This window comes from Pseudomonas guariconensis (genome assembly GCF_015680235.1).
In the GTDB taxonomy this organism is placed as follows: domain Bacteria; phylum Pseudomonadota; class Gammaproteobacteria; order Pseudomonadales; family Pseudomonadaceae; genus Aquipseudomonas; species Aquipseudomonas guariconensis_A.
Window position 1 is genome coordinate 1 of sequence record NZ_JADLJL010000030.1, and the last position, 25,362, is coordinate 25,362.

Genomic DNA, 25,362 nt, shown 5'->3' on the forward strand with positions numbered 1-25,362 from the left:
AGCCGGCTCCCACCAGTAGCTCCGTTTTTTTGTGGGAGCCGGCTTGCCGGCGATGGGGCGCAAATGCCCACCGATCAAATTCCGGGCAAAAAAAACCCTGCCGGAGCAGGGCTTTTCTTCAGTTCGGTATCAGCCTTTGTAGGCGGCAACCGACTTGGTGATCGCGGCGCGGGCGGCGTCGGCGCCTTCCCAGCCTTCGATCTTGACCCACTTGCCCTTCTCGAGATCCTTGTAGTTCTCGAAGAAGTGTTCGATCTGCTGGATCAGCAGGGCCGGCAGGTCGGTGTATTCCTTCACGTCGACATACAGCTGCGACAGCTTGTCGTGAGGCACTGCGACGACCTTGGCATCGCCGCCGCCGTCGTCGGTCATGTTCAGGATGCCGACCGGACGGGCGCGGATGACCGAGCCTGGGGCGACCGGGTAAGGGGTCACGACCAGCACGTCCAGCGGGTCACCGTCGTCGGCCAGGGTGTTCGGGATGTAGCCGTAGTTGGCTGGATAGAACATCGGGGTGGCCATGAAACGGTCGACGAACAGGGCGTCGCTGTCCTTGTCGATCTCGTATTTGATCGGCGCGTGGTTGGCCGGGATCTCGATGGCGACGTAGATGTCGTTCGGCAGGTCCTTGCCCGCCGGAATCTTGCTGTAGCTCATTGGGCAGTGCCCCCGTGTTTGACCAAAAAGTGGCGGCGATTATAGGCACATTCCTACCGGGCATGCCACGCCCGGCCGGATGTGCGGGCCCGTCAGGCGTGGGTTTCGCGGTATAGCGGGTGCTCGGCCTGCAACTGCTCCAGGCGCGCCAGCGGGTCTTGCCGGTAGAACAGCGAAAGTTGCCGGTACACCTGTGGATAAGCCTGCTGCAGCAGGTCGGGGGCGCTGAAGAAGTACTCGCTGGTGACGGCGAAGAACTCCGCGGGGTTTTCCGCGGCGTAGGGGTCGATGGCCGTCTCGGTGTCGGGGTCGGCATCCAGTTGCCGGTTCATGTCATCGAAGGCCTGCTGCATGGCATCGGCCCAGGCTTGCACAGACATGCCGTTGTGCAGCGGCGGCAGGCCGTTGGCGTCGCCGTTGAGCATGTCGAGCTTGTGGGCCAGCTCATGGATCACCAGGTTGTAGGCCTCCCAGCCGCCGCTGGCCAGTACCCCGGGCCAGGCCAGGATCACCGGGCCCTGTTGCCAGGCCTCGCCGCTGTGCTCGGCGTCCCAGGTGTGCTCCACGCCGCTGGCGTCGCGATGGCGCTGGGGGCTGAGGAAGTCGTCGGGGTAGAGGATGATTTCGTGAAAGCCTTGGTACCAATCCAGGTCGCCCAGATGCAGCAGCGGCAGTTGGGCCTGGGCGGCGAGAAACAGGCGCTGTTCGTCGTCCAGCTCGACGCCGTCCAGGGCCGTCAGGTGCTTGTCGTGCAGGAACAGTACGCAGGCTTCGCGTAGCCTGCGGTCTTCTTCGTCACTGATGCCGTCGAGCAGCGGCAGGCGCTCGCGCACGGCCTGCCACAGCTGTGGGTCGACCGGGTAGCGGGCCAGGGTGCGCCGGCGCCGCCAGGCGCGCAATGACCACATGGCCGTTCAGTGGGCCTTGGCCGTGCGGCCCAGGCGGCTGCGCAGCAGGCCGAGGATCATCGGCACCAGCGACAGGATGATGATCCCGACCACCATCAGCGACAGGTGCTGCTTGATGAACGGCACGTTGCCGAAGAAGTAGCCCAGGGTCACCAGACCACCCACCCACAACAGCGAGCCGGCCACGCTGAAGGCCAGGAAGCGCGGGTAGTGCATGTGCGCGATGCCGGCGACGAACGGTGCGAAGGTGCGCAGGATCGGCAGGAAGCGCGCCATGGTCACGGTCTTGCCGCCATGGCGTTCGTAGAAGTCGTGGGTGCGTTGCAGGTAGTCGCGGCGGAAGATCTTCGAGTTCGGGTTGCGGAACAGGCGCTCGCCGGTGGTGCGGCCGATGACGTAGTTGGTGCTGTCGCCGAGGATCGCGGCGGCCATCAACAGGCCAGCCAGCAGGACCGGGTCCATGCCGCCGCCTGCGGCCACGGCGCCAGCGATGAACAGCAGCGAGTCGCCGGGCAGGAAGGGCATGACCACCAAGCCAGTCTCGCAGAAGATCACTGCGAAGAGGATCGCGTAGATCCAAGGGCCATAGTTGGTGACCAGCAGATCGAGGTAGGCATCGAGATGCAGGATAAGGTCCAGCGGGTTGAATTCCATGTACAACACCTGTGTTCTGACCCGCGACTACGGGCGCACGATGACGGACTGTGCCAAGGGCGTAGGTTTGATTACCTGCGGGTGGGTAAATTTTCACACATGACAGGAGGGGGCATTATACGGCGATGTCAGGAATGTGCCCGGGGAGTTTGTAGCGGCGGGTTTCGGCGTGGCACACCCTGTTCGTATAGGAGCGGCCTTGCGCCGCGATCGGGCGCGAAGCGGCCGCAAAATCGGCAATCGCGGAGTACCTGGCAAAACGAGATGGCAGAATCTACGGCCGCTTCGCGCCCGATCGCGGCACAAGGCCGCTTCTACAGGCGTGTCAGTCCTGGGTGATCGGCAGTATGTAGTTCTCGAACTCGGTGTCCTTGCGAAAGCCGATCGACTCGTAGGTCTTGCGCGCCACGTCGTTGTCGCTACTGGTGGAGACGCGCATGCGCACGGCATTGGTGGCCTTGGCCATCTTCTTGGCTTCGCGCATCAGGTGATCGGCCACCAGCATGCGCCGGGAGTCTTCGGCCACATAGATGTCGTTGAGGATCCACACGCGCTTGAGCGACAGCGATGAGAAGCTCGGGTAGAGCTGGCAGAAGCCAAGGATGCGGCTGTCATCGTCGTCCGGCAGGGCCAGGTAGATCACTGACTCATCGCGCTTGAGGCGTTTTTCCAAGAAGCTGCGCGAGCTGTCCGGGTAAGGCAGTTGCCCATAGAACTCGCGATATTTCACGAACAAGGGCGTCAGCAGGTCGAGGTGTTCCAGGGTTGCCTTGATGATGCGCATGTGCGGCCCTCAGAGTCCATTTGGGGATACAGCGGATTGCCACGGCGTTGATTGCATGCTGCCCCAAAGCCTGCGTAAAGCGCAATCCGCCGGGTGTTACAGGTTTCTTACCCTTCCCCGAGCAGGAAATTGCCGCTTTTGCCGGGGGCGCCGTCGGTCTCGATGCTGTGCACCTCGGCTTCATCCTTGAGGTTCACCCCGGAAAGCTGCCGACGGCAGGCCTCACGCATCAGGTACAGCAGGCGGTGGGCGGCCATGCCGTAGCTCAGGCCCTCCAGGCGCACGTTGGAGATGCAGTTGCGGTAGGCGTCGGTCAGGCCGACCTTGGGGCCGTAGGTGAAGTACAGGCCCAGGCTGTCGGGTGAGCTCAGGCCCGGGCGCTCGCCAATCAACATCACGGTCATGCGTGCGCCGAGCAGTTCGCCCACCTCGTCACCCACCGCGACGCGGCCTTGTTCCACCAGTACCACCGGTGCGCTGGTCCAGCCGTCGGCGGCGGCCTGCTCCTCGAAACGGGCCAGGAAGGGCAGGGTATGGCGGTGCACGGCCAGGGCCGACAGGCCATCGGCGACCACGATCGCCACATCGATGCCGCCCGGGTTGGCCTGGGCATGCTCGCGCAGGCGCTGGGCCGATGCGTCGTTCAGGCGCCGGCCCAAGTCGGGGCGTTGCAGGTATTGGTTGCGATCGCTGGCGGCGCTGTGCAGCAGCAGGCTTTCGCGGCCACGGTCAGCCAGTTGCTGGCGCAGGCCGGCATGGTCGAACGGCAGATGCACGGCATCGCGGGCCTGGGCGTGGGCGAACTGGAAGTCCAGCTGGGCGCCGGTCGGCAGGCTGATGCCGGTGCGGCCCAGGGCGATGCGCGCCGGGGTCAGGTTGCGCAGGGCCAGCCAAGGGTTTTCAGGCGTGGTGGTAGGTCGGTCCATGGTCATCCCTATGCAAGCTGCGCCAGGGCCTGGCGGAAGGCTGGCGGCAGATTGTCGCCGAAGCGTACCCGGCCATCGGCCTGGGTGAAGATGCCGGTGCGTTCGAGCCACGCCTCGAATTCCGGCCCGGGCTTGAGGCCCAGGGTCTGACGTGCATAGAGCGCGTCGTGGAACGAGGTGGTCTGGTAATTGAGCATGATGTCGTCCGAGCCCGGAATGCCCATGATGAAGTTGATCCCGGCCACGCCCAGCAAAGTCAGCAGGGTGTCCATGTCGTCCTGGTCGGCCTCGGCATGGTTGGTGTAGCAGATGTCGCAGCCCATGGGCACGCCCAGCAGCTTGCCGCAGAAATGGTCCTCGAGGCCCGCGCGGATGATCTGCTTGCCGTTGTACAGGTACTCCGGGCCGATGAAACCGACCACGGTGTTGACCAGGAACGGGTTGAAATGCCGGGCCACGGCATAGGCGCGGGTTTCGCAAGTCTGTTGGTCGACGCCATGGTGGGCATTGGCCGACAGCGCACTGCCCTGGCCGGTCTCGAAGTACATGAGGTTCTGGCCGACGGTGCCGCGCTTGAGCGAGAGGCCTGCCTCGTAGCCTTCCTGGAGCACATTGAGATTGATGCCGAAGCCGGCGTTGGCCGCCTCGGTTCCGGCGATGGACTGGAACACCAGGTCCAGCGGCACGCCGCGATTGATCGCTTCGATCGAGGTGGTGACGTGGGTGAGCACGCAGGCCTGGGTGGGGATCTGGTAGCGCTGGATGATGGCGTCGAGCATTTCCAGCAGGGCACAGATCGAGGCGATGCTATCGGTGGCCGGGTTGATGCCGATCATGGCGTCGCCATTGCCGTAGAGCAGGCCATCGAGAATGCTGGCGGCGATGCCGGCCGGCTCGTCGGTGGGGTGGTTGGGCTGCAGGCGGGTCGACAGGCGTCCGCGCAGGCCCATGGTGCCACGGAACTGGGTGACCACGCGGATCTTCTGTGCCGCCAGCACCAGGTCCTGGACGCGCATGATCTTCGACACCGCCGCGGCCATTTCCGGGGTCAGGCCCTTGGCCAGGGCGCGCAGGCTGTCCTCGTTGGCCTGTTCGCTCAGCAGCCAGTCGCGCAGCCCGCCGACGGTCAGGTGGCTGACCGGGGCGAATGCCTGGGCGTCGTGGGTATCGATGATCAGCCGGGTGACTTCATCGCTTTCGTAGGGGATCAGCGCTTCGCTCAGGAAGTGCTTGAGCGGGATATCGGCCAGCGCCATCTGCGCGGCGACCCGCTCGCCGTCGTTGCTGGCCGCGACACCGGCCAGAAAGTCGCCCGAACGTGCCGGGCTGGCTTTGGCCATCACGTCCTTGAGGCTGTCGAAGCGGTAGACCTGGTTGCCCACCGTGTGTACGAAACTTGCCATACAGAATCTCCAGAGCGCCGCGGGTCTGCCCGCGGCGTAAGTCGGCGATCAGTGCAGGGCCTCTTCGGCCTTCTGGATCGCGGCGAATTCCTCTTCCGGCGTCCCCGCCACCAGGTGATGACGGCTGTAGAAAGCAAAGTAGGCAATTAATACCCCATAGATCACCGCAGCGCCAATCACCACGCGGGGGTCGACCAGGAAGCCTGCGACCACGGCCACGCAAGCCAGCACCAGGGCCAGGCCCGAGGTGAAGATGCCGCCCGGCGTACGGTAGGGGCGTTCCATCTTGGGGCGACGGATGCGCAGGGTGATATGCGCGGCCATCATCAGCACGTAGGAGAGGGTCGCACCGAACACGGCGACCAGGATCAGCAGGTCGCCCTGGCCGGTCAGCGACAGGGCGAAGCCAATGATTCCAGGGATCACCAGGGCCAGCACGGGAGCCTTGCTCTTGTTGGTTTCCGAGAGCTTGCGCGGCAGGTAGCCGGCACGGGACAGCGCGAAGATCTGCCGTGAATAGGCGTAGATGATCGAGAAGAAGCTGGCGATCAGGCCGGCCAGGCCCACCAGGTTGACGAAGCTGCCCATCCAGGTGGAACCGCCGTAGGCCTTGGCCAGTGCCTCGACCAGCGGATTGCCCGAGGCCTTGAGAGCTTCGGAGCCCGCGCCGCCAGGGCCGACCACCAGGATCAGCAGGGCGAAGGCCACCAGTACCAGCATGGCGCCGATCAGGCCGCGCGGCAGGTCGCGGCGTGGGTTCTTGGTTTCCTCGGCGGCCAGGGGCACACCTTCGACGGCCAGGAAGAACCAGATGGCGTAGGGAATCGCCGCCCAGATACCGACATAGCCGAACGGCAGGAAGCTGCTGGCGCCGGCGGCATCGGTCTGGGCGATGTCGAACAGGTTGGCTGCATCGAAATGGGGCACCATGGCCACCAGGAACACTGCCAGGGCGATCGCGGCGATGGCGGTGATGATGAACATAAGCTTGAGGGCTTCACCGACGCCGAAGATGTGGATGCCGATGAATACGATATAGAAGGCCAAGTAGATCATCCAGCCGCCGATGCCGAACAACGATTGGCAATAGGCGCCGATGAAGGTGGCAATGGCTGCGGGTGCGATGGCGTACTCGATGAGGATCGCCGTGCCAGTGAGGAATCCGCCCCAGGGCCCGAAGGCACTACGGGCGAAGCCGTAGCCACCGCCGGCGGTCGGGATCATCGACGACAGTTCGGCCAACGAGAAGCACATGCACAGGTACATGGTGGCCATCAGCAAGGTGGCCAGGAACATGCCGCCCCAGCCGCCTTGGGCTAGGCCGAAGTTCCAGCCGGCGTAGTCGCCGGAGATGACGTAGGCCACGCCCAGGCCCACCAGCAGGACCCAGCCGGCGGCGCCTTTCTTCAGTTGTCGGTGTTGGAAATAGTCCGCGTCGACTTTTTCGAAGTCAACGGAGGAGCTCGCCGGCGCGCTGCCGGAATGATCGCTTGGCATGGTGTTCACCTTTTTTCTTCTTGATGACCGGCAGGGGCGGTCTGTGGTGATCGGTTTTGCATGAAATGGGCCAGATGGGTTGGAGCCGCTGCGCGGCTCTTTCGCGGCACAAGGCCGCTCCTACAGGGATCGTGCTGCCCCTTGTAGGAGCGGCCTTGTGCCGCGAAAGGGCTGCAAAGCAGCCCCAATGGCCCGTTTAGAAGAAGCCCAATGGATTGATGTCGTAGCTCACCAGCAGGTTCTTGGTCTGCTGGTAGTGGTCGAGCATCATCTTGTGGGTTTCACGGCCCACGCCGGACTTCTTGTAGCCACCGAACGCGGCATGGGCCGGATACAGGTGGTAGCAGTTGGTCCACACGCGGCCTGCCTTGATGCCGCGGCCCATGCGGTAAGCGCGGTTGATGTCGCGGGTCCATACGCCTGCGCCGAGGCCGAACTCGGTGTCGTTGGCGATGGCCAGGGCCTCGGCTTCGTCCTTGAAGGTGGTGACGCTGACCACCGGGCCGAAGATCTCTTCCTGGAACACGCGCATGCGGTTGTTGCCCTTGAGCAGGGTCGGCTGGATGTAATAGCCGGTGGCCAGGCTGCCTTCGAGTTTTTCCACCTTGCCGCCGGTCAGCAGCTCGGCGCCTTCCTTCTGGGCGATCTCCAGGTAAGAGAGGATCTTCTCGAACTGCTGCTGCGAGGCCTGGGCGCCGACCATGGTGTCGGTGTCCAGCGGGTCGCCACGCTTGATCTGCAGGACCTTCTTCATCACCACCTGCATGAATTCGTCGTAGATCGACTCCTGCACCAGCGCCCGCGATGGGCAGGTGCACACCTCGCCCTGGTTGAAGAAGGCCAGCACCATGCCCTCGGCGGCCTTGTCGATGAAGGCCGGCTCGGCCTTCATGATGTCCTCGAAGTACACGTTCGGCGACTTGCCGCCCAGCTCCACGGTGGACGGGATGATGTTCTCGGCCGCGCACTTCATGATGTGCGAGCCCACCGGGGTGGAGCCGGTGAAGGCGATCTTGGCGATGCGCTTGCTGGTGGCCAGGGCCTCGCCGGCCTCGCGACCGAAGCCTTGCACCACGTTGAGCACGCCCTTGGGCAGCAGGTCGCCGATCAGCTCGAGCAGCACGGTGATGCCCAGCGGGGTCTGCTCGGCAGGCTTGAGCACCACGCAGTTGCCGGCGGCCAGGGCCGGGGCCAGCTTCCAGGCGGCCATCAGCAGCGGGAAGTTCCACGGGATGATCTGCCCAACCACGCCCAGCGGCTCGTGGATGTGGTAGGCCACAGTGCTTTCGTTGATCTCGGCGGCGCCGCCTTCCTGGGCGCGGATGCAGCCGGCGAAGTAGCGGAAGTGGTCCACGGCCAGCGGGATGTCGGCGTTGAGGGTTTCGCGGATCGGTTTGCCGTTGTCCCAGGTTTCGGTGATGGCCAGGATTTCCAGGTTCTGTTCGATGCGGTCGGCGATGCGCAGCAGCACGTTCGAGCGGTCCTGCACCGAGGTGCGGCCCCAGGCATCGGCGGCGGCGTGGGCGGCGTCGAGGGCCTTGTCGATGTCCTCGGCGGTGGAACGGGGGAATTCAGCGATCGGCTGGCCGTTCACCGGCGAGGTGTTGGTGAAGTACTCACCCTTGACCGGAGGAACGAACTCACCGCCGATGTAGTTGCCGTAGCGGCTCTTGAAGGAGATTTTCGCGCCTTCGGTACCCGGATGTGCGTAACGCATGGTGTGTCTCCTGGCTATTGTGTTTGTTGCGGAGTTCAAAAGCGTAGAGCAAAGGTCGGGCCAGTGCCGTCGCACCCTTGAAAATCAAGGGGTTGGCCGGTGCTCGATGGCTGGCGCAGTGGTTTGTGTGACAACTGTGGCACGCCCTGTGTGACAGTTTGTACCGCTGTTGGCGCAACCCATGACTCGCCGGTCAGTGCGCCATTGCAATGCATCGATGGGTGGAGGATGCTGGCGGGACGCTCTATCTGCGGAGAACAAGAACGATGCAGAGCAACGCCTTCAGCCGCCACGCCCACCAGGTCCTCACGGTCGCCCGTGGCCAGGCCAGCGGGCCGGGCAGCGACCCGTCGATCGCCCGCTCCTGGCTGCGCTGCCTGGAGGACTACCATCTGGACCCGGCGCTGGCCCAGGCACCCGTCGTGCTGGAGCATGGCCGCCTGCTGGAAAGCCGCGAGCGCCTGCGCCAGGTGCTGCAAATCGCCGACACGGAAATGAACAGCCTGCACCAGCAGCTGTCCGGTGCCGGCCATGCGGTGTTGCTGACCGATGCCCGCGGGGTGATCCTCAACTGCGTTACTGCCCCTACCGAGCGGCGTATCTTCGAGCGTGCCGGGTTGTGGCTGGGCGCCGATTGGAGCGAGGCCAGTGAAGGCACCAACGGCATCGGCACCTGCCTGGTCGAGCGCCAGGCGCTGACCATCCACCAGGGCGAGCACTTTCGCGGCCGGCACACTGGCTTGACCTGTTCGGCCAGCCCGGTGTTCGACCCGCACGGCGAGTTGCTGGCGGTGCTCGATGTGTCTTCGGCGCGCCCGGATGTCTCGCGTCAGAGCCAGTTCCACACCATGGCGCTGGTCAATCTTTCGGCAAAAATGATCGAGAGCTGCTACTTCCTGCGTCATTTCGAGAATCAATGGCTGCTGCGTTTCCATTTGCAGGCCGAATCGGTTGGGCTGTTCAGCGAAGGGCTGGTGGCCTTCGACGGTAACGGGCGGATCTGCGCGGTCAACCAGAGTGCTCTTAACTTGCTGGGCACCATCCGTGGCGGGATGCTCGGCAAGCCGGTGGAAATGTTCTTCGCCTGCAGTCTCGACGAGCTGTTCGGCCGCGCCACGCCCCAGGGCAGTACTGCCTGGCCGTTGCATACCCGCGACGGTCGCCAGGTCTTTGCCAGTCTGCGCGGCCAGGGGCGTACTTCGACGTGGGCGGTGCCTGCGAGCCTGCCTGAGGTCCGGCGCGAGACGCCTGCGGGCATCTGCCTGCTGGACCCGGCGCTGGCGCAGGATCTGCACCGCGCCGTGCGCGTGTTCGAGCGTGACGTACCGCTGCTGTTGTGCGGCGAGACCGGTTGCGGCAAGGAGGCGTTCGCCCAGGCCGTGCACCAGGCCAGTCAGCGTCGGCACAAGCCGTTCGTGGCCATCAACTGCGCGTCGATCCCCGAGAGCCTGATCGAGAGCGAGCTGTTCGGCTATCGCGGCGGCACCTTCACCGGAGCCCGCAAAGAAGGCATGCGCGGCAAGCTGTTGCAGGCCGACGGTGGCACCTTGCTGCTCGATGAAATCGGTGACATGCCACTGGCGTTGCAGACTCGCCTCCTGCGGGTACTGGAGGAGCGCCAGGTGGTGCCGATCGGAGGCGAGCCCCAGGCGGTCGATGTGCGCATCATCAGCGCGACCCATCGCGACCTGCTGGAGCGGGTGCAGGAGGGCACGTTCCGTGAAGACCTCTATTACCGGCTCAATGGCCTGGAAGTGGCCTTGCCGGCGGTGCGTGAGCGCAGCGACAAGGCGCAGTTGCTGGACTTCCTGCTGCGCCAGGAAGCCAACGGCCAGGCCATCGACCTCGCACCGCCCGCACGTCAGGCTTTGCTGGACTTCGCCTGGCCCGGCAACGTGCGACAGATGCGCAATGTGCTGCGAACCCTGGTAGCGCTGTGCGAAGGCAATCGCATTGAGTTTTCCGACCTTCCCTCCATCGTCAGAGCAGTCGCCAACCCTGTGGAAGATCACCCGTCGCGCGGAGCACAAGCGGCTTGCGGGCTTGTCCCGCGATCAAGGGCGAAGCCCTTGCCAGGCGACGGTGATATCGGGCCCGGCCCAATCGTGGGACAAGCCCGCTCCCACAGGGAGCCGGCCACGCTCGAGGAGGCCGAACGGGCCACGTTACTGGCGGTGCTCGAAGAAAGGCGTTGGCACATGACTCAGGTCGCTGAACATCTGGGCATCAGCCGCAATACCTTGTATCGAAAACTGCGCAAGCACGGCATCTCGAAGGTCGGCTGAACGAAACAGCGAGTGCGATTTCCCTCGCCCTGGGCTACCCTGCCTCGACGTTTTGCGAGGTCGATCATGCACATTCACATTCTCGGTATTTGCGGCACTTTCATGGGTTCGCTGGCGGTGCTGGCCAAGGAGCTGGGCCACCGGGTCACCGGCTCGGACGCCAACGTCTACCCCCCGATGAGCACCCAACTCGAAGCCCAGGGCATCCAGTTGACCCAGGGTTATGATCCGGCTCAGCTGGAGCCGGCCCCCGACCTGGTGGTGATCGGCAACGCCATGTCCCGGGGCAACCCTGCGGTGGAATACGTGCTGAACAAAGGCCTGCCCTACGTCTCCGGCCCGCAGTGGCTGGCGGACCACGTGCTGCAGGGGCGCTGGGTGCTGGCTGTCGCCGGGACCCACGGCAAGACCACCACCAGCAGCATGCTGGCCTGGGTTCTGGAGCATGCCGGCATGAGCCCGGGCTTCCTGATCGGCGGCGTGCCGCAGAATTTCTCCGTGTCGGCCCGCCTGGGCGACACTCCGTTCTTCGTGGTCGAGGCCGATGAATACGACAGCGCCTTCTTCGACAAGCGCTCCAAGTTCGTCCACTACCATCCACGCACAGCGATTCTCAATAACCTTGAGTTCGATCATGCGGACATCTTCCCGGACCTTGCCTCCATCGAGCGGCAGTTCCATCATTTGGTACGAACCATCCCCAGCGAAGGCCTGGTCATCCACCCCACCACCGAACAAGCCCTGGAGCGCGTGATCGGCATGGGTTGCTGGACGCCGGTTCAGACGACCGGAGAAGGCGGTCAATGGCAGGCCCGGCTGCTCAGCGCCGATGGTTCGCACTTCGAGGTGCTGTTCGAGGGCGCGGTGCAGGGTGTGGTCGAGTGGGCGCTGACCGGCCAGCACAACGTGGCCAATGCCTTGGCGACCCTGGCGGCGGCCCGCCATGTAGGCGTGGCCCCGGCCATGGCCATTGAAGGCCTGAGCGCCTTCAAAAGCGTCAAGCGGCGCATGGAGAAAGTGGCCGAAGTTCAGGGCGTCACCATCTATGACGACTTTGCCCACCACCCGACGGCCATTGCCACCACCCTCGACGGCCTGCGCAAGCGTGTCGGCGAGGCGCCGGTGATCGCGGTCATCGAACCGCGTTCCAACTCCATGAAGCTCGGTGCCCACCGCGATGGCCTGCCGGACAGCGTCGACGACGCCGACCAGGTGATCTGGTACGCACCGCCCAACCTGGGCTGGGACCTGGCGACCACGGCAGCGCAATGCAAGGTACCGGCCGTGGTGGCCGACAGCCTCGAGGCGATCATCGAGCGGGTCAAGGGCCAGGCCCGCCCAGGCACGCATGTGGTGATCATGAGCAATGGCGGCTTCGGCGGCCTGCACGGCAAACTGGCCGAGGCCCTCAAGTGAGCGGGCCGGAACGCATTACCCTGGCCATGACCGGCGCCTCCGGGGCGCAGTATGGCCTGCGCCTGCTCGACTGCCTGGTGCGTGAGGATCGCGAGGTGCATTTCCTCATCTCCAAGGCGGCGCAGCTGGTGATGGCCACCGAGACGGACGTAGTGCTGCCGGCCAAGCCCCAGGCGATGCAGGCATTCCTGACCGAGTACACCGGTGCTGCCGACGGGCAGATCCGCGTGTACGGCAAGGAAGACTGGATGGCGCCGGTAGCCTCGGGCTCCGGCGCGCCTGCGGCCATGGTGGTGGTGCCCTGTTCCACCGGCACCTTGTCGGCCATCGCCACAGGTGCCTGCAACAACCTGATCGAACGAGCCGCGGACGTGACCTTGAAGGAGCGGCGCCAGTTGATCCTGGTACCGCGCGAGGCGCCGTTCTCGACCATCCACCTGGAGAACATGCTCAAGCTGTCGCAGATGGGTGCTGTGATCCTGCCGGCGGCGCCGGGCTTCTATCACCAGCCCCAGACCATCGACGACCTCGTCGATTTCGTGGTGGCGCGTATCCTCAATCTGATGAGCATCCCGCAGGACATGCTGCCACGCTGGGGCGAGCATCACTTCGGGGTAGACGATTGAGGCGCGCACTGACGGGGCTGTTGGTGCTGGCCCTGCTCGGTGGCTGCGCGACCGTGCGAACCCTGGATGCCAACAAACCGGGCGCGCCGGTGGTGTATGCCGGGACGCGGCTGGACCTGTATGCGATGAACGGGGGATGTTGCCCAGAGGATCGTTTCGGGGCCAAGGCACCAGCGCATCCTGGCCTGGACCTGCCGGGGAGCGCGTTGCTCGATACCCTGTTGCTGCCGTTGTCGTTGCTGACGGCGTTGGGGGTTGGTTTCCAGGCTAGCGGCGGGCTATGAGCCCAAATTGCCGGTAAGTCGGCTCCCACTGGGTCTGTGTGGGAGCCGGCGTGCCGGCGATTTGGGGCTGGAAGGTATGCATGGGTTATTTCTTGCCCAGCTTGCGCAACTCGTCGGACTCGACGATCCGCACCCCATCTTCTTCCTCCAGCGCCAGGCGCCACAGGGCCCGGGCCAAGGTGCAGGCCTCGATCCCCCGGTACTTGCCAGGTATCAGGCGCGAGAACGGCGCTGCCAGGCGCTCACCCATCCGCGGCTCCAGGCGCTCGCCCAGCAGCAGCGAAGGCCGGACGATGGTCAGCTGCGGCCAGTCCTGGGCCTTGAGCGCTTCTTCCATTTCGCCCTTGACCCGGTTGTAGAAGATCGACGACTTGGGGTCGGCCCCCAGCGCACTGACCACCAGCAGATGACGGGCGCCCATTTCCCGGGCGCGCTTGCTGAAGGCCACGACCATGTCCAGGTCGACGGCGCGGAAAGCCCGTTCCGATCCGGCCTGCTTGAGCGTAGTGCCCAGGCAGCAGAAGGCGATATCGACGCGGCCGGCCAGTTGCGGGAGAAACACGGCCGGGTCGCCCACGGGGTTTTCCAAGTGCGGATGCTCGGCCAGGGGCCGACGGGTAGGGGCCAGCACCCGGCTGATGGTGGGTTCGTTGAGCAGCCGGTCGAGCAGGTGTTCACCCGTCAGGCCTGTTGCTCCGGCAAGTAATACATGCTGAGGCGTCAAGTACATGATGTCTCTCCCTTGTTACACACAGCTTAGTGGGTGGCAGGTGATTTTTCCTGTTCACCCACCGCTGGCTGGGCTTCATTGCGCAAGGCTTCTTCGGCCTGCTGCCGGCGTAGGCGCTGCCAGTGTGCAAGCACCGGCGGTGGTGCCCAGAGCTGCGGCTCGGAGGCTTCGAAGCCTTCTCTCCTTTCTCGTTCGGCAACACTGGCGCGGGCCAGTTCGAACGCTTGTTTCAGGTCGTCGGTCTGGTTCAGCGCCTCGGCGAACAGGGCGTCGCCGAAGTAGGTGAAGTCAGCTTCTTCCGAGCAGCCGAAGGACACCCGGTCCGGACGCGCCGCGGTCATGATCAGAGTGCGCTCATCCTTGAGCGGGGCGATGTAGCCACCGGAATAGCAGGCCGAGATGACAATGACCTTGTCACGGTCCTTGAGCGGGGCCAGGGCGCTGGCCAGTTCGTCGGCGGCGAGGTCGGCCAATTGCAGGCGTGGCTGGTCGAGCACCAGTTGGTGGTCGTGGCTGCCGTGGCTGGTCAGGTAGATGAACACCAGGTCCTCGGGGCCGCTGCGCTCGGCCAGGGTGCGGGCGGCGCGGGTGAGGTTCTCGCGGGTGGCCATGGGGCGATCGGCCATGTGGTCACGGTGGTTGACCAGGGTTACCTGGCCATGGGCGCCGAAGCGTACCTTGAGCATGTTGCTGACATAATCGGCCTCGCGCAGGAATACGCTTTGCTGGCCATCACCCGCCACCACCAGGCTGTACAGCTCGATGGGCGCCTGACTGGGCGGCACCGCCGCCAATGCCTGTTCCAGCAGCCGGCCCTGGTTGAGCAGGGCCAGGTCAAGCGGGTCGGGGAGCAGGCGGCCCTTGGCATCGCGCACGCGCACACCGTTGGCCCAATGCCCCTTGCTCACCTTGCCGTTGGCCTGTATCAGCCGGCCTTCGCCCTGGTAGGCATCGTTCTCGAAGCCGCCGATGTACTGGCTGCCGTCAGCCAGTTGCAGACGGCCCTGGCCATGGAAGCGCCATTCGCGGAAGCCGCCCCGGTAGCGGCTGCCGTCGCTGCCGAGCATTTCGCCTTGGCCGTCCAGGGAGCCGTCCTTGAAATCGCCGATCCACACGTCGCCTTCAGCGTTTTCGTAACGGCCGCGGCCTTCGAGGCGGTTGTCCTTGAACTCGCCGATGTACTGCTCGCCTTCGACGCTGTCATAAGTACCGCTGCCCTGCAGCAGGCCGTCGGTGAAATGGCCGCTGAACTGGTTGCCGCTGGCATCGCTGCGCACACCGGCCCCATTGGGTTTGCCCTTGGCGAATAGGCCCTGGTAACGGCTGCCGTCGGCCAGTTCGAGCTCGCCGGCGCCTTCGTACAGGTCGTCCTTGAACTGACCGCGGTAGGTCTGGTCGTTCTGCTTGAGGGTGCCTTCGCCGTCGCGTCGGCCATGCTTGAAGGTACCGGCATAATGACTGCCAGGGGTGGTCAGGTCGCCCAGCCCATGGAACAGGCCCTCGGCGAACTGGCCACGATAGACCTCGCCATTGCTGCCATGCCACTCGCCCTGGCCATGCCATTGGCCGTTCTGGAAAGAGCCGGCATACCAACTGCCGTTGGGGTAGTCGATGCGCCCCTCGCCTTGCAGTAGGCCATCCACTACCTCGCCCCGGTAGCGGCCGCCATCAGGCAGGCGGGCGTCCGGCGGCGACAAGGGTTCGCCCTCGCCGCAGGCAGCGAGCAACAGGGTCAGGGTCAGGGGCAGCAGGGCACGCATGGCAGGTTCCGGGCAAACGATGCGTCGAGTATGCCGCAGAAGCCTAAGCGGAGACAGCTGGGGTTGGTGTCACTTGGTTGCAGTGTGAATTGCTGTGAGCGTTTACCCAGCCCTTCGGGCTGCGCTGTCGCGCAGCGAACAAGCGGCTAGCGCAGCCTCCCTTTGTGGGCGCTGCGGTGCGGCGGTCCGACTTGTCCCGCGATCAAGGGCGAAGCCCTTGCCAGGCGACGGTGATATCGGGCCCGGCCCAATCGCGGGGCAAGCCCCCTCAAGGAGCTGCGACGGTTCAGACGAAACACAGCGAAAGGGGTTCGGCGATGTACGCCGGTTTCTCCTCGCCCTCAATCTCCAGCGTGGCGGTGACCTTGAGCAGCCATTGCCCCGGCTTCTTCTCGGTGGCCTCGGCCAGCTCGACGTTCAGCCGTACCCGGCTGTCGACCTTCACCGGCTGTATGAACCGAACGCTGTCCAGTCCATAGTTGAGCGCCATCTTCAGACCCTCGGGCAGCACGAGGATATCCTCCATCAGCTTGGGGATCAGCGACAACGTGAGAAAGCCATGGGCAATGGTGCTGCCGAACGGCGTACGTGCCGCCTTTTCAGGGTCCACATGGATGAATTGGAAGTCCCCGGTGGCTTCGGCGAACTGGTTGATGCGCATCTGGTCGATCTTCAGCCACTCGGATCGCCCCAAAGATTTGCCGACATAGTTCGATAACGCGCTAACAGGTACGTAGGGCATCGTGACTCTCCAGGTTGTCTTGCGCGTCGATGAGTCGGACTTGGTACGAAGGTGCAAGATGAGCACGCCGTTGCGATACAGTCAAGTTGTCATCTTTTCGCCGCAAATCGCCTTATAGACGCCCTGAGGCCGTGCTTATAATGGCCGCACTGCCCGGAGGAGATGCTTATGCTGTTGCGTGGTTTGACCTGGCTGGTGCTGTTTCAGCTGCTGGGTACGGCGATCAATCACCTGTTCCTGCCCATTCTGCCCGGGCCGATCATCGGCCTGCTCCTGCTGTTGGTGACCCTGATGATCCGGGGCGAAGTCGGCAAGCCCCTGAACGAGGCGTCCAGCAGCTTGCTGCGCTACCTGCCGCTGCTGCTGGTGCCACCGGCGGTGGGGGTGATGGTTTATGCCAAGGACATCGCCGCGGACTTCTGGGCCATTGCTGGCGCGCTGCTGATCTCGTGCCTGGTGACGCTGGTCTTCGTCGGCGTGCTGATGCAAAAGCTCATCCACCGCCAGGGCAAGCGCAAGGAGCAGGCATGATGTTCGATTGGCAAGGCGCGCTCGACGCCGTCATCCACCACCCCTTGTTCGGCATCGGCATCACCCTCGGCGCCTACCAGCTGGTGCTGGCTGCCTACGAGAAAACCCGCTGGATCTTCCTGCAGCCGGTGCTGGTGTCGATGTTGGTGGTCATCGGTGTGCTGGTGACCTGTGGCATCGATTATGTCGAATACCGCAAGAGCACGGAGATCATGACCATTCTCCTGGGCCCGGCCACCGTGGCCCTGGCCGTGCCGCTGTACCTGAACCTGCGGCGCATCCGCCAGCTGTTCTGGCCGACATTTACTACGCTGGTAGTCGGAGGCCTGTTCGCTACCGTGGCCTGTTTGTTGCTGGGCTGGTGGTTCGGTGCCGAGCACATGATCCTGATGACCATGGCGCCGAAGTCGGTGACATCGCCCATCGCCATGCTGGTGGCCGAGCAGATCGGCGGCGTGGCGGCGCTGGCGGCGGTATTCGTGTTGATCACCGGGGTGATCGGCGCGATCTTCGGCCCGGCGTTGCTGACCCGCTTTGGCGTGCACAGCCCCGAGGCCCGCGGCATGTCCCTGGGCGTGACCGCCCATGCGGTGGGCACTTCGGTGGCCTTGCAGGAAAGTGACGAATGCGGCGCCTTCGCCGCGCTGGCAATGAGCTTGATGGGCGTGGCCACGGCGGTGTTCCTGCCGCTGGCTGTCAGCCTGGTGGCTTGAGGACGGACGATGACGCTACCGCTGTTTCCCCTCGATACCGTGCTGTTTCCCGGTTGCCTGCTCGACCTGCAGATCTTCGAGGCGCGCTACCTGGACATGATCGGCCGCTGCATGAAGCAGGGCGGTGGGTTCGGCGTGGTGTGCATCCTCGAAGGCGAGCAGGTCGGCAAGGCGCCACCGGTGGTCGCCTCGGTCGGTTGCGAGGCGATGATCCGCGACTTCGTGCAGCAGGACAACGGCCTGCTGGGTATCCGTGTCGAGGGCGTGCGGCGTTTTCGCGTGGAACAGACCGAGGTGCAGAAGGACCAGTTGATGGTCGGCGAAGTGCAGTGGCTGCCAGAGCTGGCGGATAGCGCCCTGTCCGAGCGGGACGACGACCTGTTGGCCTTGCTTCAGGCCCTGGGTGAGCACCCCATGGTGGCGGCCCTGGACATGCCGCGCGCGGTGGATGGCTGCCAGTCCCTGGCCAACCAGCTGGGCTACCTGCTGCCGTTCATGGAAGAGGACAAGCTCGACCTGCTGGCGATCGACTCGCCGCAACTGCGGCTCGAGGCGATCCAGGATCTGCTGGAGCGGATCCAGGGCGAGTTGTTTGCTTGATCCGTCTCGCTCTGTGTACCGGCCCTATCGCCGGCAAGCCGGCTCCCACAAATGCGCAGATGGTTCACCTGTGGGAGCCGGCTTGCCGGCGATAGGGCCGCTGCAGCATTCATCAATACTGATAGCGCAACAGCGCCTGGGGCAGGGCATACAAGGCAAAGAATGCCAGTAGCGCCACGCACGCCGGCAACACCAGCCACCACACCCGCAACGGCAGGGCATTGAGCGGCGTGCGGTATTGCACCAGCGTCAGGCTGGCGGCGCACACGCAGCAGGCCAGCAGGGCGCCGGCCATGATATCCGTCGGCCAGTGGGCACCGAGGTAGACCCGCGACAGCGCGATCGCCAGGGCCGGCAAGCACCCCAGCAATACCCAGGTCAGGCGCATGCGTGGCGGCTGGCCACGCCCGGCCAGTATGGCCAGCACCAAGAAGAAGGCAAAGGAGGCCGAGCTGTGGCCGCTGGGCATGCTGTAGCTGGTCAGCGGGTCGGTCAGCACTTCCGGGCGGGCGCGGGCAAACAGCCATTTCAAGGTGCCGTTGGCGAGCGCCGTGCCCATCAGGGCGCCGCCGGCGAACAGCGCGTGGCGCCACTGCCTGGCCAGCAGCAGAAGGCCGGTGAGCAGGGCGCCGAGGCACAGTTGGGTGCGGAAATCGCCCAAGCGGGTAATGACCACCACCAGGCCGTCGATGGCCTCGCTGCGATGTTCCTGGACCAGTGTCATCACGCCCTGGTCGAATTCATGCAGGTACGGCCAGCCGATGAACACCGCCGTCAGGGCCAGGAAGCTCAGGCCCGCGATCAGGCGGGTGCCGTGGCGCTGGTCGCGAATGCTGCTGTGCAGGCTCAGGCCGATCAGCACGGCCAGGGTACCCGCGATGATGCCGGCATCGAGCCAGAAACCTTCCGGCAACGGCAGGCGCATGGCTGCGCCCGTGGCCCAGCCGGGCAACAGGTAAGCCACCGACCAGCCGGCGCCGGCCACCAGGCTCACCGCGATGAAACGTGGCAACGGCATGTCGAACATGCCCGCCACCATGGGCAGCATCGGCCGTAGCGGGCCGATGAAGCGGCCCACCAGCAGGCTGGCGATGCCGTAGCGTTGGAAATAAGCCTCGGCGCTGCCAATCCACTCCGGGTGATGGCGCAATAGCGGTAGGCGCCGGATGTTCTGGTGGAATTTCTTGCCCAGGCTGTAGGAGATAGCGTCGCCCAACAGGCCGCCGGCAAAGCCCAGCAGCAAGGTCTCACCGAGGCTGAAGGCACCGCTGCCGGCCAGCACGGCTACGGCGAACAGCAGGACGGTGCCCGGCACGACGATGCCGGCAATGGCCAGGCATTCCACGCAAGCCACCAGGAAAATTGCCAGGCCAAGCCACTGCGGGTTGGCGCTGAGCCAGCCGGTCAGGCTGTCGAGCCATTGGCCCATGAGTCAGCTTCCTTGTTCCAGGATAAAGAAATCATGCCCTTCGACTTGGCCCCGGCGCAGCGGGTTCCTCGTGCAGAAGCGGGCGAATTGGGCATCGACGAAGCGGTACGGCAGGTGTTCGTCGCGGCCGTGGGGGATGCCCAGGCGGGTGGTCTGGATCACCTGCGGGACGCTAATCGCGCAGTCTTCGACGTACAGGCGCTCGGGGTCGAAGCGCTTGGCGTCCCAGTGCGGTACCTTCAGGCCCAGGGCTCGGCACAGCAGGGTCTGGCCGGCGCACAGGCGCTCGGCTGGGCGCAGGTTGCCGCTGGCGTCGGGATTGTTCAGTTGCATCTGCGCCAGGCTGTTGGCGTCGGAGATGGCATCTACCCAGGGGTAGGCGGACTTGATCAATACAGCATTGCCCGGCCCATGGGCGCTGAAGTTCAGCGAGTCGCCGCCACGGGCGTAATACATGTAAATGTGACCGCCGTCGAGGAACAGCGCCTTGCGCTTTTCCGTATAGCCGAGGGAGGCGTGGCTGCCTTTGTCGGTGAGGTAGTAGGCCTCGGTCTCGATGATTCGTGCCGCCAGCCACAGGTCGCCATGGCGATGGCGGATGACCTTGCCCAGCAGTTCACGGGCAACGGTCTGGGCGTCGCGGTCGAAGAAACTGTCGGGCAAGGCTCGGGCCGGGCAGGGGGCGGGTGCTTGCATGCTGGTGGTTCGCGGTCTGTGGAGCGCGAATGATAGCAATTAATGGCTTAATCGAGGCTGAACGTGGGGTGGGGCTTGGAGGTGGCTGGGTTTGGGTATCTCACAGGCACCGCGAACCCCAGCCAGACAAGAGATTTTTGACCATCCGTTACCCGCCGCTGGGCGTACCGGAGCGTGCCAGTTATAATCAGCCGATTTCCCCTTCGCCAAGACACCGAGCCCATGACTGAGTCCGTTCTTGACTACATGACCCGCCTGGGTCGCGCCGCCCGTGAGGCCTCGCGGGTGATCGGCCGTGCCAGCACCGCGCAGAAGAACCGCGCCCTGCAGGCCGCCGCAGATGCTCTGGACGCCGCCCGTGCCGAGCTGACCGCAGCCAACGAACAGGACCTGGCCGCCGGTCGTGCCAACGGCCTGGAGCCGGCCTTGCTCGACCGCCTGGCCCTGACCCCGGCGCGCATCGACGGCATGATCACCGGCCTGCGCCAGGTGGCCAGCCTGCCGGACCCGGTAGGTGCGATCCGCGACATGAGCTACCGTCCGTCGGGCATCCAGGTCGGCAAGATGCGCGTGCCGCTCGGTGTGATCGGGATCATCTACGAGTCGCGCCCGAACGTGACCATCGATGCTGCCAGCCTGTGCCTGAAGTCCGGCAACGCCACCATCCTGCGCGGCGGCTCCGAGGCCATCCACTCCAACCGCGCCATTGCCGCCTGCATCCAGCGCGGCCTGGCCGAGGCCGGCCTGCCGGCGGCGGTGGTGCAGGTGGTCGAGACCACCGACCGCGCAGCCGTGGGTGCGCTGATCAGCATGCCGGAGTTCGTCGATGTCATCGTCCCGCGCGGGGGGCGCGGCCTGATCGAGCGCATCAGCCGCGAGGCCCGCGTACCGGTGATCAAGCACCTGGATGGCATCTGTCATGTGTTCGTCGACCAGCACGCCGAGCTGGACAAGGCCTGGCGCGTTGCCTTCAACGCCAAGACCTACCGCTACGGCATCTGTGGCGCCATGGAGACCCTGCTGGTGGACGCCAGCGTCGCCGAGGCCTTCCTGCCGGAAATGGCCCGCCGCTTCCAGGAGAAAGGCGTCGAGCTGCGTGGTTGCGAGCGCACCCGGGCGATCATCGAGGCCAAGGCAGCCAGCGAAGACGACTGGCACACCGAATACCTCGACGCGATCCTGTCGATCCGCGTCGTCGACGGCCTGGAACAGGCCATCGAGCACATCAACCGCTACGGCTCGCACCATACCGACTCGATCATCACCGAGCACCAGGGCCAGGCCCGGCGCTTCATGACCGAGGTCGATTCGGCGTCTGTCATGCTCAACACCCCGACCTGTTTCGCCGATGGTTTCGAATATGGCCTGGGCGCGGAGATCGGCATTTCCACCGACAAGCTGCACGCCCGCGGCCCGGTGGGCCTGGAAGGCCTGACCTGCGAGAAGTACGTGGTGATCGGCGACGGCCAGCTGCGCGGCCAGGAGTCCTGCTGAGTTGAGCAAGGCCCAGGCAGTCCGGCGCGTCGGCATTCTAGGCGGCACCTTCGACCCCGTGCACATCGGCCACCTGCGCAGCGCGCTGGAGGTGGCCGAGTTCATGGGGCTCGATGAGCTGCGCCTGTTGCCCAACGCCCGGCCGCCGCACCGCGACACCCCGCAGGTGGCGCCTGAAGACCGCCTGGCCATGGTGCGCAGCGCCGTGGCGGGCGTCGAACGCCTGAGCGTGGATGCGCGCGAACTGGCGCGCGACAAGCCGTCGTACACCATCGATACCCTCGAGTCGATCCGCGCCGAGCTGGGCGCCGACGACCAGTTGTTCCTGGTGCTGGGTTGGGACGCATTCTGCGGCCTGCCCGGCTGGCATCGCTGGGAAGAGCTATTGCAACACTGTCACATCCTGGTGCTGCAACGCCCGGATGCTGATGTCGAACCCACTGACGAGCTGCGCAACCTGCTGGCGGCGCGCTCGGAGAGCGATCCCACCGCCATGTCCGGCCCGGCGGGGCACATTTCGTTCGTCTGGCAGACACCGCTCGCGGTGTCCGCCACGCAGATCCGACAGCTGCTGGCCAGCGGCAAGTCGGTACGGTTCCTGGTGCCGGACGCAGTACTGGCCTATATCGAGGCGCACGACCTTTACCGTGCGTCGCACTGATGGCGCCGGCAGGCGCCTCATTCATGAATTGAACGAGTTTCTTATGAGCAAGCAGAAAATCAACGGCGAAGAATTGGTCAACCTGGCCAAATCGGCCCTGGAAGACGTCAAGGCCCAGGACATCCAAGTCATCGATGTACGTGAAAAGCACAGCCTGACCGACTACATGATCATTGCCACCGGTACCTCCAACCGGCAGATCAACGCCATGGCCGAGAAGGTTCGCGAAATCGTCAAGCTGCAGGGCGTGCAGCCCCTGGGCGAGGAAGGCAAAGGTGACAGCGACTGGGTGCTGCTGGACCTCAACGACGTCATCGTGCACATGATGACCGCCGCTGCGCGCCAGTTCTACGACCTTGAGCGCCTGTGGCTGGGTGCCGAGCAGAGCCGCTCCGCCGATGGCAAGCACCACAGCCCGGAGAACGCCCACAGCTATTCCGAAAACCTCAAGGACCGGGGCTGAGGACACGTCGTGCGCCTGCGCCTGATCGCGGTCGGCTCGCGCATGCCCCGCTGGGTCGAGGAAGGCTGGCATGAATATGCCAAGCGCCTGCCCCCGGAGCTGTCGCTCGAGTTGGTGGAAATCCCGCTGAACACCCGAGGCAAGAATGCCGACGTCGCCCGCCTGATCCGCCAGGAGGGCGAAGCCATGCTGGCCAAGGTGCAACCGGGGGAACGCATCGTCACCCTCGAGGTCCATGGCAAGCCTTGGAGTACCGAGCAATTGGCGACCGAGCTGGACCGCTGGCGTCTGGATGCGCGGACGGTCAACCTGATGGTGGGTGGCCCGGAAGGGCTGGCGCCGGAAGTCTGCGCCCGCAGTGAACAGCGCTGGTCGCTGTCGCCGTTGACCTTGCCGCACCCGTTGGTAAGGATACTGATCGGCGAGCAGATCTATCGCGCCTGGACCGTGCTGTCCGGGCACCCTTACCACAAATGAGCCTGTAAGCCCGCCCGATGTCGCAGCCGATTCGTCTGAAGGACCACGAGAAAGACGCCCGCCTGGTGCGCAACCGCGTCGTGGTCGGCGCGGTGGCGGTCGTGCTGCTGGTGTGCGTGCTGATCGCCCGGCTGTACTACCTGCAGGTCATCCAGTACGACTATCACTCCACACTGTCGGAGAACAACCGGGTGCATGTGCAGCCGATCCCGCCGACCCGCGGGCTGATCTTCGACCGCAATGGCGTGATCGTCGCCGACAACCGCCCAAGCTTCAGCCTGACCATGACCCGCGAGCGTGCCGGCGAATGGCGCCAGGTGCTCGACACCATCGTCGAAGTGCTGGGGCTGACCCCGGACGACCGCGCCTTGTTCGAAAAACGCATGAAGCAGGGGCGCCGGCCGTTCGAGCCGGTGCCGATCCTGTTCGAGCTGAGCGAGGAGCAGATCGCCCGCATTGCCGTGAACCAGTTCCGCCTCCCTGGCGTGGATGTGGCCGCGCAGCTGGTGCGCCATTACCCGCAGGGGGCGCACTTTGCCCACTCGGTGGGGTATGTCGGGCGGATCAACGAAAAAGAGCTCAAGACCCTCGACCCGGTCAACTACAGCGGCACCCACCATATTGGCAAGACCGGCATCGAGCGGTTCTACGAAGCCGAGCTGCACGGCCAGGTGGGCTACGAGGAAGTCGAGACCAACGCCCGAGGCCGGGTGCTGCGGGTGCTCAAGCGCACCGACCCGATCCCGGGCAAGGACATCGTCCTGAGCTTGGACATCAAGCTGCAGGAAGCGGCCGAGAAGGCCCTGGGCGGGCGCCGTGGCGCGTTGGTCGCGCTCGATCCGCGTACCGGCGAGGTGCTGGCCATGGTCAGCCAGCCGAGCTTCGACCCCAACCTGTTCGTCACCGGCATCAGCTTCAAGGCCTACGCCGAACTGCGCGACTCGATCGACCGGCCACTGTTCAACCGCGTGCTGCGCGGCCTTTACCCGCCGGGTTCGACCATCAAGCCGGCGGTGGCCATCGCCGGCCTTGACAGTGGCGTGGTGACCGCCAGCAGTCGCGTGTTCGACCCGGGCTATTACCAGTTGCCCAACTATGACCACAAGTACCGCAACTGGAACCGCAGCGGCGACGGCTGGGTCGACCTGGACACCGCGATCATGCGCTCCAACGACACCTACTTCTATGACCTTGCCCACAAGATGGGCATCGATCGGTTGTCCGCCTACATGAACAAGTTCGGCATCGGCCAGAAGGTCTCCCTCGACATGTTCGAGGAGTCGGCCGGCCTGATGCCGTCGCGCGAATGGAAGCGCGCTACCCGCCGTCAGGCCTGGTTCCCAGGCGAGACGCTGATCCTCGGTATCGGCCAAGGCTACATGCAGGCCACCCCCCTGCAGCTGGCCCAGGCCACCGCGCTGATCGCCAACAAGGGCAAGTGGAACCGCCCGCATCTGGCCAAGACCATCGAAGGCAAGCCGCCGGTGGACGAGAACCCCATGGAGGATATCGTCCTGCGCGACAAGTCCGATTGGGCCAAGGTGACCCATGGCATGGAGCAGGTGATGCACGGCGCCCGCGGTACTGCGCGCAAGGCCGCTCTCGGTGCTCAGTACCGCATTGCCGGCAAGAGCGGCACCGCCCAGGTGGTGGCGATCAAGCAAGGCGAGAAATATGACCGCAACAAGCTCCAGGAGCGCCATCGCGATCATGCCCTGTTCGTCGCCTTCGCCCCGGCCGAAGACCCGAAGATCGTGGTCTCGGTGATGGTCGAGAACGGCGAGTCCGGCTCCGGCGTCGCAGCACCAGTGGTTCGCCAGGTGATGGACGCCTGGCTGCTCGACGAGAACGGCCGCCTCAAACCCGAATTCGCTCCTGCCACCGTCGTTCAGGAATCGGCCCCGTGAAG

General features: G+C 64.9%; 25 protein-coding genes. 12 read left to right on the top strand and 13 right to left on the bottom strand.

Annotation, left to right across the window (positions count from 1 at the left end; translation table 11 throughout):
* Window positions 1–129: 129 nt before the first annotated feature.
* The 8 genes from ppa to IRZ56_RS18085 form a co-directional block, all read right to left on the bottom strand.
* Entirely contained in the window at window positions 130–657 is a 528-nt protein-coding gene (ppa, locus tag IRZ56_RS18050; RefSeq protein ID WP_084857414.1) for an inorganic diphosphatase, read from the bottom strand.
* A 92-nt stretch (window positions 658–749) separates the two neighbouring features.
* The gene (locus tag IRZ56_RS18055) at window positions 750–1,565 is read right to left on the bottom strand and encodes a zinc-dependent peptidase (protein WP_196146184.1); all 816 of its coding nucleotides are present in this window, start codon (window positions 1,563–1,565) and stop codon (window positions 750–752) included.
* Window positions 1,566–1,571: 6 nt separating this feature from the next.
* A complete protein-coding gene (locus tag IRZ56_RS18060) occupies window positions 1,572–2,219 on the bottom strand; it encodes a DedA family protein (RefSeq protein ID WP_196146185.1) in 648 nt (215 codons plus the stop codon).
* 325 nt (window positions 2,220–2,544) lie between these two features.
* Complete coding sequence (locus IRZ56_RS18065) at window positions 2,545–3,003, bottom strand: GNAT family N-acetyltransferase (RefSeq protein WP_196146186.1); 459 nt, start codon at window positions 3,001–3,003, stop codon at window positions 2,545–2,547.
* Between the two features lie 107 nt (window positions 3,004–3,110).
* Window positions 3,111–3,929 carry an ethanolamine ammonia-lyase subunit EutC gene (gene eutC / locus IRZ56_RS18070; protein WP_196146187.1) on the bottom strand — a complete coding sequence of 273 codons (819 nt, stop codon included), beginning with the start codon at window positions 3,927–3,929 and terminating at the stop codon, window positions 3,111–3,113.
* An 8-nt stretch (window positions 3,930–3,937) separates the two neighbouring features.
* Entirely contained in the window at window positions 3,938–5,332 is a 1,395-nt protein-coding gene (locus IRZ56_RS18075) for an ethanolamine ammonia-lyase subunit EutB (protein WP_196146188.1), read from the bottom strand.
* A 48-nt stretch (window positions 5,333–5,380) separates the two neighbouring features.
* The gene (gene eat, locus IRZ56_RS18080) at window positions 5,381–6,829 is read right to left on the bottom strand and encodes an ethanolamine permease (RefSeq protein WP_196146189.1); all 1,449 of its coding nucleotides are present in this window, start codon (window positions 6,827–6,829) and stop codon (window positions 5,381–5,383) included.
* 196 nt (window positions 6,830–7,025) lie between these two features.
* Entirely contained in the window at window positions 7,026–8,546 is a 1,521-nt protein-coding gene (locus IRZ56_RS18085; protein ID WP_196146190.1) for an aldehyde dehydrogenase family protein, read from the bottom strand.
* A 266-nt stretch (window positions 8,547–8,812) separates the two neighbouring features.
* Here IRZ56_RS18085 and IRZ56_RS18090 point away from each other — a divergent pair, with 266 nt between their 5' ends.
* From IRZ56_RS18090 to IRZ56_RS18105, 4 genes are all read left to right on the top strand, one after another.
* Window positions 8,813–10,831, top strand: a complete 2,019-nt coding sequence (locus tag IRZ56_RS18090) for a sigma-54-dependent Fis family transcriptional regulator (RefSeq protein WP_196146191.1) — start codon at window positions 8,813–8,815, stop codon at window positions 10,829–10,831.
* A gap of 66 nt (window positions 10,832–10,897) precedes the next feature.
* On the top strand, window positions 10,898–12,247 hold the full coding sequence (gene mpl / locus IRZ56_RS18095; RefSeq protein ID WP_196146192.1) for a UDP-N-acetylmuramate:L-alanyl-gamma-D-glutamyl-meso-diaminopimelate ligase: 1,350 nt from the start codon (window positions 10,898–10,900) through the stop codon (window positions 12,245–12,247).
* Complete coding sequence (gene ubiX / locus IRZ56_RS18100) at window positions 12,244–12,873, top strand: flavin prenyltransferase UbiX (RefSeq protein ID WP_084855567.1); 630 nt, start codon at window positions 12,244–12,246, stop codon at window positions 12,871–12,873. The genes mpl and ubiX overlap by 4 nt, the downstream gene beginning before the upstream one ends.
* A complete protein-coding gene (locus IRZ56_RS18105) occupies window positions 12,870–13,157 on the top strand; it encodes a YceK/YidQ family lipoprotein (protein ID WP_196146193.1) in 288 nt (95 codons plus the stop codon). Before ubiX ends, IRZ56_RS18105 begins: the two co-directional genes overlap by 4 nt.
* 85 nt (window positions 13,158–13,242) lie before the next feature.
* Here IRZ56_RS18105 and IRZ56_RS18110 read toward each other — a convergent pair whose 3' ends face one another.
* The 3 genes from IRZ56_RS18110 to IRZ56_RS18120 form a co-directional block, all read right to left on the bottom strand.
* A complete protein-coding gene (locus IRZ56_RS18110) occupies window positions 13,243–13,887 on the bottom strand; it encodes an oxidoreductase (protein WP_196146194.1) in 645 nt (214 codons plus the stop codon).
* A gap of 26 nt (window positions 13,888–13,913) precedes the next feature.
* Window positions 13,914–15,647 carry a C13 family peptidase gene (locus IRZ56_RS18115; protein ID WP_196146195.1) on the bottom strand — a complete coding sequence of 578 codons (1,734 nt, stop codon included), beginning with the start codon at window positions 15,645–15,647 and terminating at the stop codon, window positions 13,914–13,916.
* A gap of 286 nt (window positions 15,648–15,933) precedes the next feature.
* Complete coding sequence (locus tag IRZ56_RS18120; RefSeq protein ID WP_196146196.1) at window positions 15,934–16,389, bottom strand: MaoC family dehydratase; 456 nt, start codon at window positions 16,387–16,389, stop codon at window positions 15,934–15,936.
* A gap of 168 nt (window positions 16,390–16,557) precedes the next feature.
* Between IRZ56_RS18120 and IRZ56_RS18125 the strand changes: the two genes are divergently transcribed.
* Genes IRZ56_RS18125 through IRZ56_RS18135 form a run of 3 tightly spaced genes read left to right on the top strand, consistent with a single transcriptional unit; the run spans window position 16,558 to window position 18,233 of the window.
* Window positions 16,558–16,920, top strand: a complete 363-nt coding sequence (locus IRZ56_RS18125) for a CidA/LrgA family protein (RefSeq protein WP_084855562.1) — start codon at window positions 16,558–16,560, stop codon at window positions 16,918–16,920.
* A complete protein-coding gene (locus IRZ56_RS18130; RefSeq protein WP_196146197.1) occupies window positions 16,917–17,633 on the top strand; it encodes an LrgB family protein in 717 nt (238 codons plus the stop codon). Before IRZ56_RS18125 ends, IRZ56_RS18130 begins: the two co-directional genes overlap by 4 nt.
* A gap of 9 nt (window positions 17,634–17,642) precedes the next feature.
* On the top strand, window positions 17,643–18,233 hold the full coding sequence (locus IRZ56_RS18135) for an LON peptidase substrate-binding domain-containing protein (RefSeq protein WP_196146198.1): 591 nt from the start codon (window positions 17,643–17,645) through the stop codon (window positions 18,231–18,233).
* A gap of 112 nt (window positions 18,234–18,345) precedes the next feature.
* On the opposite strand, the gene IRZ56_RS18140 is transcribed toward IRZ56_RS18135, so the two are convergent.
* Together IRZ56_RS18140 and IRZ56_RS18145 are read right to left on the bottom strand one after the other, a co-directional pair.
* Window positions 18,346–19,662: a bifunctional DedA family/phosphatase PAP2 family protein gene (locus tag IRZ56_RS18140; RefSeq protein WP_196146199.1), complete on the bottom strand. Its 1,317-nt coding sequence runs from the start codon at window positions 19,660–19,662 to the stop codon at window positions 18,346–18,348.
* A 3-nt stretch (window positions 19,663–19,665) separates the two neighbouring features.
* A complete protein-coding gene (locus tag IRZ56_RS18145; RefSeq protein WP_196146200.1) occupies window positions 19,666–20,358 on the bottom strand; it encodes a DNA-3-methyladenine glycosylase in 693 nt (230 codons plus the stop codon).
* Between the two features lie 222 nt (window positions 20,359–20,580).
* Between IRZ56_RS18145 and IRZ56_RS18150 the strand changes: the two genes are divergently transcribed.
* The 5 genes from IRZ56_RS18150 to mrdA are packed head-to-tail and all read left to right on the top strand — an operon-like array spanning window position 20,581 to window position 25,360.
* On the top strand, window positions 20,581–21,852 hold the full coding sequence (locus IRZ56_RS18150) for a glutamate-5-semialdehyde dehydrogenase (protein ID WP_196146201.1): 1,272 nt from the start codon (window positions 20,581–20,583) through the stop codon (window positions 21,850–21,852).
* Window position 21,853: 1 nt separating this feature from the next.
* A complete protein-coding gene (gene nadD / locus IRZ56_RS18155; RefSeq protein WP_196146202.1) occupies window positions 21,854–22,513 on the top strand; it encodes a nicotinate-nucleotide adenylyltransferase in 660 nt (219 codons plus the stop codon).
* A gap of 43 nt (window positions 22,514–22,556) precedes the next feature.
* Window positions 22,557–22,976, top strand: coding sequence for a ribosome silencing factor (gene rsfS / locus IRZ56_RS18160; protein ID WP_043211169.1), 420 nt, complete (start codon window positions 22,557–22,559; stop codon window positions 22,974–22,976).
* A 9-nt stretch (window positions 22,977–22,985) separates the two neighbouring features.
* Window positions 22,986–23,453, top strand: a complete 468-nt coding sequence (rlmH, locus tag IRZ56_RS18165; RefSeq protein WP_084855554.1) for a 23S rRNA (pseudouridine(1915)-N(3))-methyltransferase RlmH — start codon at window positions 22,986–22,988, stop codon at window positions 23,451–23,453.
* Window positions 23,454–23,470: 17 nt separating this feature from the next.
* On the top strand, window positions 23,471–25,360 hold the full coding sequence (gene mrdA / locus IRZ56_RS18170) for a penicillin-binding protein 2 (protein ID WP_196146203.1): 1,890 nt from the start codon (window positions 23,471–23,473) through the stop codon (window positions 25,358–25,360).
* Window positions 25,361–25,362: the final 2 nt, after the last annotated feature.